At 64.3% G+C, this 10113-nt stretch carries 7 protein-coding genes; 1 reads left to right on the top strand and 6 read right to left on the bottom strand.

What is annotated here, in order from left to right; translation table 11 throughout:
• Positions 1–873 (bottom strand): serine/threonine-protein kinase (locus tag VEK15_05375; GenBank protein HXV60103.1); only part of this gene is annotated, 873 nt, incomplete at its 3' end.
• 253 nt (positions 874–1126) lie between these two features.
• Between VEK15_05375 and VEK15_05370 the strand changes: the two genes are divergently transcribed.
• Complete coding sequence (locus VEK15_05370; protein HXV60102.1) at positions 1127–3655, top strand: protein kinase; 2529 nt, start codon at positions 1127–1129, stop codon at positions 3653–3655.
• Positions 3656–3778: 123 nt separating this feature from the next.
• On the opposite strand, the gene drmC is transcribed toward VEK15_05370, so the two are convergent.
• The 5 genes from drmC to drmA form a co-directional block, all read right to left on the bottom strand.
• Positions 3779–4489, bottom strand: a complete 711-nt coding sequence (gene drmC, locus VEK15_05365; GenBank protein HXV60101.1) for a DISARM system phospholipase D-like protein DrmC — start codon at positions 4487–4489, stop codon at positions 3779–3781.
• Positions 4490–4500: 11 nt separating this feature from the next.
• On the bottom strand, positions 4501–5022 hold the full coding sequence (locus tag VEK15_05360) for a GNAT family N-acetyltransferase (GenBank protein HXV60100.1): 522 nt from the start codon (positions 5020–5022) through the stop codon (positions 4501–4503).
• The gene (locus tag VEK15_05355) at positions 5019–5282 is read right to left on the bottom strand and encodes a DUF1778 domain-containing protein (protein HXV60099.1); all 264 of its coding nucleotides are present in this window, start codon (positions 5280–5282) and stop codon (positions 5019–5021) included. The genes VEK15_05360 and VEK15_05355 overlap by 4 nt, the downstream gene beginning before the upstream one ends.
• Before the next feature lie 63 nt (positions 5283–5345).
• Positions 5346–7196: a DUF1998 domain-containing protein gene (locus VEK15_05350; protein ID HXV60098.1), complete on the bottom strand. Its 1851-nt coding sequence runs from the start codon at positions 7194–7196 to the stop codon at positions 5346–5348.
• Positions 7196–10113: DISARM system helicase DrmA (drmA, locus tag VEK15_05345; protein ID HXV60097.1), on the bottom strand; the 2918-nt coding region annotated here is incomplete at its 5' end. The genes drmA and VEK15_05350, both read right to left, overlap by 1 nt.

Below are 10113 nucleotides of genomic sequence, written 5' to 3'. Positions count from 1 at the left end.
TGTCTCGGCGGGCAAGCTGGGTCTGGTCGATAGCCATTGGAGCTGAAGCTTGACGTCGTGGACGCTTTGAAAACGCTCGTCCGCGTCTTTGGTCAAACAGCTTCGCATGACGGCGTCCAGACCTTCCGGCATGTTCCCTGGTGGCGGTTCTTTTTCGAGGATAGACGCCATAACGCCTGTCCCCGTAGACCCTTCGAAGGCACGATTGCCGGTCGCCATCTCATAGAGAACGGCTCCGAGCGCCCACACGTCCGCCCGGTGGTCGACGGGTCCGCCCGTGACCTGTTCCGGAGCCATGTAGTGAAGCGTCCCGACGATCGTCCGCTCGGTTGTCAGAGCCCGTTGCGCCGTCGGCGCATCGGGGTCGCTCGTTCCCGATAGCGAAGACGCCGAAGCCGCGACCTCTTTCGCGAGCCCGAAGTCGAGAAGCTTGACGCCAGTCTTCGTGAGCATGACGTTTCCTGGCTTCAAGTCGCGATGGACGATTCCTGCACGATGGGCTTTGTCGAGCCCCTGAGCGATTTGAATCCCATACTCGAGCACCTTCTCGAGCCCAAGAGCGTCCCTCGTCAGTCGGGCGGCGAGCGTCTCGCCCTCGATGTGCTCCATGACGAGGTAGTGGATGTCGCCTTCGCGGCCGACGTCATGAAGCGTACAGATGTTCGGGTGGTTCAAGCGCGAGATGACCTTCGCCTCGCGTTCGAACCGCGCCCGCCATTCCTCGCTCTTCGAGAGATGCTCCGGAAGCACCTTGATCGCGACGGTGCGATCCAGCCGCGTGTCGCTGGCTCGGTAGACTTCCCCCATCCCGCCGGCACCGAGCGGTGCCAGAATCCGATAGGGCCCGAGCAAGGTGCCTTCGCTGAGTGTCATGGAATGACCGCGAAGAATCTACCTTCTGACGAGTTGCCAATCAACCGCACTCTAAGCTCTAAGAGTTTCCCATCGAGCCGAATGGAGAAGCGAGACAACTCATCGGGTCGACCCTTGGCGTAGGCACCATAGAAATGGACTTTCCACGTCCGTTTCAAGGTCGCGAGATACAAGCGCCTATCCGTAGGCATCGCCGCCCGGTTGGATTTGGCCCCGAAGTAAAGCAAAGGCGTTTTCGCAGTAGAATCCTACGATGTCCCTTGTGCCCGGCACCCAGCTCGGACCGTATGGGATCGCCGAAGCGATCGGGCGGGGTGGCATGGGCGAGGTCTACCGTGCGCGCGATGCGCGATTGAATCGCGACGTCGCCATTAAGACCAGCACGCAGCAATTCTCCGAGCGGTTTGAGCGCGAGGCCAAGGCCATCGCCGCGCTGAATCATCCCAACATTTGTACGCTGTTCGACGTTGGTAGCGCTCCGGACGTCCCCAGTTATCTGGTGATGGAACTGGTTGAAGGGCCGACGCTCGGCGACCGTATTAAAGAAGGTCCGATCGCGCCCGCAGAAGCTGAAGCGATCGCGCTGCAAATCGCGCTGGCGCTGGAAGCCGCGCACGAAAAAGGGATCACCCATCGTGACCTGAAACCCGGCAACATCAAGATCCGCCCTGACGGCAGCGTGAAGGTGCTGGACTTCGGCTTGGCGAAAGTGGGCCACACGCCCACCGTTGAGGCGAGTGAGAACTCGCCGACCCTGACAAGCGGGATGACCGAGGCGGGCATGATCCTGGGGACCGCTGCGTACATGGCTCCCGAGCAGGCGAAAGGCCGGCAGGTGGACCATCGCGCGGACATTTGGGCCTTTGGCGTCGTGCTCTACGAAATGCTCGCGGGCAAGAGCCTGTTCGCAGGCGACGATCTCACAGAAGTGCTCGCGAGCGTCGTGAAGGATCAGCCCGACCTGAGCGTCGTGCCTGCGCGCTTTCGCAAACTGCTGGAAGCGTGCCTCCAAAAGGATCCGCGCAAGCGCCTGGCCTCGATCAGCGATGCGAAGCTGCTGCTCAGCGACGATGTTGCCTCACCTCCGGCTGCGCCGCAGAAATCGTGGTTACCCTGGGCCGTTGCAGCGGTGCTCGCGATTGGTCTCGGCCTTGCCCTCTGGGCACCGTGGCGAGCCTCCTCGTCTACTGGCCAGGACATGAGCGTGGTGCTCGAGTCGGCCGCACAAACCGCTTGGCTCTCCCCCGACGGAACGCGGCTCTTGGAGCTTGGGGAGACCGCCCGGGTGCTCACCCTTAGCACCGGCGAATACCGGGAGTTGCCGGGCATCCAAGAAATGCGCGCGCCCTTCTGGTCCCCTGATGGGCGCTGGATCGCGTTCTATTACAACTACAAGCTGATGGTGACGCCTTCCTCCGGAGGACCCGTGCAGGAGATTTGCCAGGATACGGGCGATTGGTTTGGAGGATCCTGGCACCCGAACGGGACCGTGCTGGTGGCGGCCGCAGGAGGGCCCATCCGAGCCGTGAAGATCGTCAATGGCGCTGCCGCCGGCGGCTGCGAGGCCGTGCTGCCGGAGTCGGGAAACTCGCAATGGCACCCGGAATGGTTGCCGGATGGCGAACACTTCCTCTACACGGTGCCCCGCGCCGGCGTGTACTTTGCCAAGCTGCAGGACACCGCACCGCGGCGCATCCTGCCGGACGTGTCGAGTGTGCGGTATGCCGCGCCCGTAACCGGTGAGGACGTGGGTCACCTCCTCTTCCTGCGTGGGAGCAGGTTGATGGCACAACCCTTCCGTGCGGAGGACGGGTCCCTGCAAGGGGACCCCGTCGAGTTGGCGACGGACGTCGCAACGGAGTTCACCCCTTTCTACGGCGTCGTTTCCATCGGGTCGAACGGGCTGCTGGCTTATTCGACGGGTGTTAACAGCAGCCAACTGACATGGCTGGACCGGCAAGGGCGCGAGATCCGCAAGGCCGGGACGCCGAAGGCGTACGCCGGACTGACCCTGTCACCGGATGACTCTACTATTGGCATTGCTTACCCTAGCGGCGCGGGTCCTTCGACCACCGTTCGGGTGTCGGATGGTGTGGAAACGCAATTCGACGTGACCCGCGGCCTGGTCTGGTCTCCCGATGGCGCCTGGATCGCCGCGTCGAAGAACCAGCAGGGACTGGTGCGGCTCCCGGCTGGTGGAGGACCCGCGGAAGCGCTGCTCGCGAACAAGAACGCAGCACGCCCCAGCCAGTGGACATCCAACGGAATCCTCTACACGGACGCAGGCGACGTCTGGATTCTGCGGCATCCGGAAATGCCGGGATCGCAGCCCGAGAAAGTGCTGGGAACGCCCGCCCTGGAAACCCAGGCCCAGCTTTCGCCCAACGGTCAATGGCTGGCGTTCACGATGATCGAGTCAGGCCCTATGGCGGTGTATGTCTGCCATTTCCCGGATTGCGCGGACCGGCAGAAGCTGGCGGGCACACGTGAGCCACGCTGGAGCGCGGACGGCAAGGAACTGTTCTGGTTTCGGGACGTAGGAGAAGAACGCGAGTTGGTCGCGGCGACGGTGCATCCCGGGGCCACGTTCGCCTACGATCCTCCCCATGTCCTCTTCTCCTTGAAGGCAGACTGGTTCGCTCCGGAGCTCAACCTTTACACCTATGCGCCGTCGCGCGATGGGCAGCGATTCCTGGTCACACCTTTCACTGAGGATGCCACGCGGCGCTTGCATCTGGTGACGAGCTGGCGGCGGCTACTGAAGAAGCCGAACGGTCATTAGCATAGACGCTTTCACTCACGCGTCATATTCACGCAGCCACCGCCTGGTTCGCAATCCTCAGCGGTGGGCATTGCTGGAGCGCCTTGTTGAGGATGGACTATAGCTGAAATGAGCCCTAGCGGGTCATGCCTTCGTCACCAGACCGGATTCGATGAGGCCTCGCCACTGCTGGACCAGGCGGCTGGCGAGCCCGGGGTCGTCGATGAGTACGCCCATCTCGATGTTGCGGGTTTGGCCTCGGTCGGTGAAGTTGGCGGAGGTGACGAGGGCCTTCGTTTCGTCGACGACGATGCACTTGGCGTGAAGGCTCACCCGGGATTCGGAATCGGCGGTTCGGGGGTCGGAATAGACCTCAGGGAGGGGCTCGCCGAAGGGCCAGTTCTCCTGGAGGAAGTCCTGGACTTTGTTGACGAAGATGAGGGTCTGGACTCTCCTTTCCTTCATGGTTTTGTGGAGGGGGGCGAAGATGTCTTTGCCGTGGTCGAAGGCGTAGCCGCCGATCAAAACGCTCTTCTGAGCATCCTCGAAAAGCTCACGGACGACGACGAGGGTGTCGCGGGCGGTGCTGACGTGGGCCTCGGGTCCGGTCCAGACGAGGTCGACGCGGGGGACGGGGCGGAATCGGCGTTCGGCGATGATGACGTGAAGCAAGGGGCGAAGGTTCGCTTCGTCGAGTGCAGCGAGCGGCTGCAAACGCTCAAAGACGTGACCCAGACCGTGCGATTCGAGGGACGCCTCCGTAAGGGGCCACCGTACCCGATCGCGCTCGATGAGCCGTAGAAGGGCTTCGAGGTCGGGAAGGGCTACCTCGGTGAGGCCGCGGTCGTCACTCACGGGACGTCAGGTTACTCCTTCTGGATGGCCCTCTCGGCATCCGCGATGGTGATCATCAGCGTCATCGGGTCGAGCGGCGAGGCGTGGAACCCGCACGCTTCGTAGAACCGTTTCGCGTCCTCCGAGATCGCATGAACCAGGATTGCGCGAATGCCGCCAATCTCGGCCGCCTGGAGGGTTCTCAGGATCGCGTCCCGCAGAAGAGCTCGGCCCATGCCGCGTCCCTGGTGCGTCTCGTCGACAGCTAATCGTCCGAGCACCATCACGGGAACGGGATCGGGCATGTTCCGTCGGGTGCGGCCCGTCGCCGCGTGCGCCGCCACGCTGCCACTAGCCAGAGCGTAATAGCCGACGACCTTCTGGTTCGCGGCGCAAACGACGTACGTGCGCGACGCTCCGGCCTGGTCGTTCGCCAGGGCGCGGTGTTTCAGCCAGTCGTCGAGAACCGGGACCCCGGAACGAAACGACGACACATCGTGTTCCGGTCCGATGTGCTCGGGGGGGCTGACGGCGTCTCCGCCGCTCCGGGTCATCGCTCCCAGGGAGGCTTCGACGTGAGCAGCCGCCGGAGACGCGGATTCTCTTCGGGCGATCGGTCCAGAGCAGCGATAAATTTCTTGTACGTCTTCTCGTCGAGATGGAAGAAGGTGCGATCCAGAAGAATCCCCTCCGCTTCGCGGCAGGCCGCCTCGAGCATGAATTCCGAGCGGTTCTTGCCAACTGCCTCGGCGGCCCGATCGATGAGTGCCCGTTTCGCCTTGTCGGCTCGAAGGTTGATCACCGTGCTTGCCATGGATGGAACCCCCTATATCCGTGAAACCAATATAGAATACTGTATAGACATTGTCAACACAGCTCACGGTTTTTCGGAGAAGAACGCGAGCTCGGGGTCGTGTCCGATCGTCGGGACGACGAGGGCTCGGTCGAGGTATCGGTTGAACCGCTCGCAGGAGCACTCGGCGATGAACAGGCACCCGTGGCAGGCGGCCCCTTCCAGGGTGCGCTCGGAAGGGTCGTTCTCGGGCGAGTGAGAGGCGCAGACGGGGTCGTTCGAGCAGAGGGAGCCCATGTCGAAGGCGCGCTCGAGGTGGTCTCCGATCTGCCGGCCCTGCTCGACGAGACCTCCCAGGGTACCCTCGGTTCCCGCGCTTCCGGTCGAGAGCAGGATGGCGGCCATGGGGAGGTCCGAGTTCGCGGGAGCGCAATAGATCCGCTCGCGGAGGGCGCTCGCGCTGTAGCCGCACTCGAGGGAGATCGCGGAGACGAGAAGGTGCGCGAGTGAGTGGAGGAGGTAGAAGCGCACTCCGGGAAACTCGGGGGCGTTCCTGAGCTCCGCCGCCCAGGCGTCGTAGCCTCGGAGAAGCTCGAGGCCGCGCCTCCGGACGGAATCTCGCTCCTCCCAGTCGCGGACCGCTTTCTCGTCGAGCCGGAGGAAGACGCCTTCACCTCGGATTTCGGATGCGGGAATCCAGTTCGTGGTCAGACCCAGCACCTGGGACTGGACCTGAAGGTCGAACTCGCCTTGAAGGTCGGGCGTCACCGGCTCGATGCGGGTGAAGCCAACCTGGGCCTGCACCTCTCTAAGCTTCCGGACCAGGACGATCTGGGACACCTTCCCCGGCAAACCCGTCTTCGGGGCAAAGCTCCTCGCATAAAACGCGTCTTCCGCTCGAGGAAGATCGCCAGGGGCCTCGGGCTTGGAATCGATGAGCTGCTCGAACTCCGCGGTGCGGATCGGCTTTCTCGCAACCGGCAGATCCTGTTTGACCGCCTGGACCGCTTTCAGCACCTGCTCGTCCGTGTATCCCTCGACCGCGGCTTTCACCTTGGGGATCGCTCGAAAAGCGGTGATCGTCTCCCGCGTTGCGGCCTGGAGGACGTCCCAGTTCGTCCGCACCGCGACTTCGAGCTCACGACCCTTCTCGGGAAGGGAGAGCGCGCTCACCACTTGAGGAAAGTAGCCGTTACTCGCGGTCCGCACCAGGAGCCGCAGCGGCTCCGAGCATTCCTCGTCGCCTTCGACCCCGAGCCACGGACGCTTTCCCTCGCACGGGGGATTGGCTTCGGGAGCGATCGCCCCCGAAAGCTTCTCCCGGGCGCCGCACGCGCACTGAACGCTCACCTCGGAGAAATCGCCCGTGGCGCCCTCGAGAAGCTTCAAGCTCGGTGAGGGACACCGCCTTTCGACAGCCCGGTGTACGAAGTAGATCCAGGGAAACTCCTGAATATGACCCCGACGGCAGGCGCCCACGAACCGGACGGGGACGCACTCCGTCCCTTTCTTCTGCTCGCACTGGTGGCGGTACCGGCCTCCTTTGAGGTCGAGGCCGTCGCTTCGGACGAGCGCCCGGCAGCGCGGGTTCTGACACACGAACCACCGCGGCATCTCGAGGACCTGAATCCCGACCGCTCGCGAGGGCTGCCGGCCGTCCCCCGCGGGTGGCTCCCGAAACGCGTTCTCGAACGAAAGCTCGCGTCCCGCTGCGCGAAAGCTCTCGGCGAGCGCGTCTCGCAAGCGAGGCTCCTGGATGATGCGATATCCCGATTGGCCGTAGTCCCAGAAGTCGAGCCCTCCGACGAGGACCGCCTGATCCACGAGATCGATGAGAGCGCCCGCACCGTAGGTGGTGATGACCTGGCTTTGTCGCACCTGGCCTTCCGGACGGAGAAAGACGTGCTTCTTCCCCCAGCCCACCGCTTTCGCCATCAGCTCTTCACCCCCAGGGCCCCCAGCCGCTTCCTCTCGATCCAGAGGTGCACCGAAGGCTCGACGTCGCGCATCGACGTCGGTGCGATGAACTTGGCTTCATCCGAGCCGGGGGCGGGGATCACGTCGTCCGCCGTATGAAGGAGCGGGGTTCCCGCGTCCTTTTCTCGATCGAACCGCGAGTAAGCGAGGTTCGTCGCCGCGTGGCGGGCTTGCTCCGCAAGAGATCCCCAGGCGTCCAGGAGGTTTTGCGCCCGGCCGCGAATCCTCTCGACGAGCTTCTCGTGCTCCGCGGTCGTGAGCTTCGTGTGACGGCCGGCCCGCTCGGCCACGGCCTCCGCGGCCCGATCGCCGGAGTCGCGATGATCGGAAAGAACCATCGCCGAGGCCGGACGGGTCAGGTCCCGATCGCCCAGCCGGGTCATCGCCACGAGCGTTCCCGCGAGACCGCGGTCGAGCGCGGGCCCCGAGAAGGGCGTCAGGCTCGTCGCCTCGACGAAACGATAGAAGCTCTCGTGATACGCGGCGAAGCGCTCGTAATGCGAGCGATCGCGCGGTTTGTGCACGTTGAAGCAGGTCACGACGAGCCCGGGCCACTTCGTCTGCCGCCCGACCCGGCTCGAAGCCTGAATGTACTCGCTCGTCGTCTTGGGCTGTCCGGCAACGACCATCAAACCGAGGCGGTCGATGTCCACCCCGACCGAGATCATGTTGCTCGCGAGGAGAACGTCCACGTGGCTCTCGCTCCGGTAGGGTTTCGCGAGACGGGACTTCGATTCCGTGATCTTTCCCGTGGACTCCCGGCTGGTGAGCTCGACCGGCTCCATCTGGACGAGGCGATTCCGAAACCAGGGATGCGCGCCCGAGAAATCGACGGGTTTCTTGTCCTCCGCAAGAGCGCAGCGCGTGCGCACGTCGTCCTCGACGAGACGCCTCATCCCGCCGAGCTCTCGCAAGCTATTGAAGTAGCCCGCGAGCGTCATGTAGGCATCCGCCGTCTGATCCTCCGGGCCCTCGGGGTCGTAGGACTTGTTCGCCGCGGCCAGAAGAGAGACGTAGGTGCGGAGCAGGATCGCCTTCATCGAGCGGCCCGTCGCCGCGACCCCGACGTAGAGACGACCCGGCGATTCGCGGTCCACGCGCGCGAAGAACGTCTCCGAGTCCTCCACCCCCGGCGGAGGAAAGATGGAAAGCTCGTGCCGCCCGAAAAGCGCCCGAACCTGGACGCTCGCCCGTCGGACGGTGGCGGTCGACGCGATCACCTTCGGCCGCACCACCTCGCCGGTTTCGTCCGTCGCGCTCGAGAGCGTCTCGATGGCCGTCTCATAGAGCCCGGCCATCGTTCCCAGAGGACCCGAGATGAGGTGAAGCTCGTCCTGGACGATGAGCTCCGGAGGCCTCAGCCCGTCGGGAAGGGCTTGGGCCGATTTCGGAAGCCTCTTGTCGAGAGGCCCGAAAAAGCGCCGCCCCTCGTGCGCGAGGGCCCGGCCGAAGAGCATCCCCGTCTCGCCGCGCCAGGGGAGCATCGCGAACTTGTCGACCGTGGCCACCAGGAAGCCGGGAAGCTCGCGATAGACCTGCTCGTCCACGAATAGCACGGGGAGGCCGTCGCGGTTCTGGGCCGCCGAGAACGCGCAGCGAAAATCGACGCACCCCACGATGACCTCCGCGTCTTCTTTCCGAACGGTCAGGCTGTCCTTAGTCAGCTCCTTCCCGCACCAGGGACAGCTCGTGAGCGGAAAGGGCGAACTCGCGCTCTTCGAGGACGAGTTCTTGTACTCCGTGATCAACCTCGTGACCTCGGAAATCGTGTTCGAGGTCGCGCTCTGGCCCACCCAGAGTCCCACAGAGAAACGGACCTCGCCGAGCCTTTCGACGCGGTCTTTGCGGAGCTCCTCGAGAGCGCACATGAGCGTCGCCGCCCGGCCGAGCTGGTCGAGCGTCAGGAGCCGGAGCGTGTAACGGAGGAGCACCGCAACCCCGAGCCCCCCGTCCGCGCGCGCCACTCCACGAAGCCGCCTCAGAAGAAGCGTGAAGGCGATGACCCCGAGGTAGGCCTCCGTCTTTCCTCCGCCGGTGGGAAAGAAGATGAGCTCCACGTTCTCGCGAAACTTGTTCTTCGGATCCGCGATCGACGCCACGTTCAGAAGAAGGAATGCGATCTGGAAGAGGTGCCAGCTCGGGTTCTTCCCTTCCCCGTATCGCTCCGGATTCCGGCGCCGCGCCGCCATCGCCATTGCCCGATTCGCGAGACGAAACGCTTCGAGCGCGTCCGGGTCTTTCGTCAGCAGCTCGGTGCCTTCGGCAATACGAGCCTTCGCCTCCTCCGCCCGGCCCATCAGCTCGTCCCGAACCTCGGAACGTCGTTTCGTCCCGACTTCGATCATCCGCTGCGAAGCGATCCACTCCCCGTACGCATCCATCAGAGGCGCAAGCGACGCCCTCACCGCGTCTTCGTCACCGAGATCCGCCAGCTTCTCCATGTCCGTGACGACGGCTTTCTCTTCCCGCGTCACCACCCGCCGTACCTCGGAGCGAGGGATCCAGCTCGTCCGCACCCTCCGGACCAGATCCACCTGCTCGGGTACTTCGACCGAAACCCCGTGCCCAACCGCGTACTCGAAGCGATCGCGAAACTGGAGGTCTGAGACCCGATCGTCCCAGTCAGACGAGGTCTCCCCCCGCCGATTCGGCCGCGGCACGAAGCCCGCCTCAAAGTAGAGCTCGAGCGCCACCTGGAATAGGAACTGCTCGTCCTTCCGCCCTCGCTCTCCCGGAGAGCGCTCGTTCACGACGAAGAGGGACAGCGCCCGCGTGCCTTGCGGAAGCCCATGCCCCTCCGCCGGACCGAGCTTCCCCCGCAACACCACGCCGCTCGTCTCGGGAACGGTGATACCTGCGACGATCGCCTTCGGAT

Source organism: Vicinamibacteria bacterium, from assembly GCA_035620555.1.
In the GTDB taxonomy this organism is placed as follows: Bacteria; Acidobacteriota; Vicinamibacteria; order Marinacidobacterales; family SMYC01; genus DASPGQ01.
Note: the sequence above shows the minus strand (reverse complement) of the source record. Positions and strands in the feature narration are given on the sequence as shown.

Coding starts and splice junctions, on each gene's coding strand:
- VEK15_05355 (HXV60099.1), bottom strand. CDS start 5,282: ATGGCAAGCACGGTGATCAACCTTCGAGCCGACAAGGCGAAACGGGCA.
- VEK15_05360 (HXV60100.1), bottom strand. CDS start 5,022: ATGACCCGGAGCGGCGGAGACGCCGTCAGCCCCCCCGAGCACATCGGA.
- VEK15_05370 (HXV60102.1), top strand. CDS start 1,127: ATGTCCCTTGTGCCCGGCACCCAGCTCGGACCGTATGGGATCGCCGAA.
- VEK15_05350 (HXV60098.1), bottom strand. CDS start 7,196: ATGGCGAAAGCGGTGGGCTGGGGGAAGAAGCACGTCTTTCTCCGTCCG.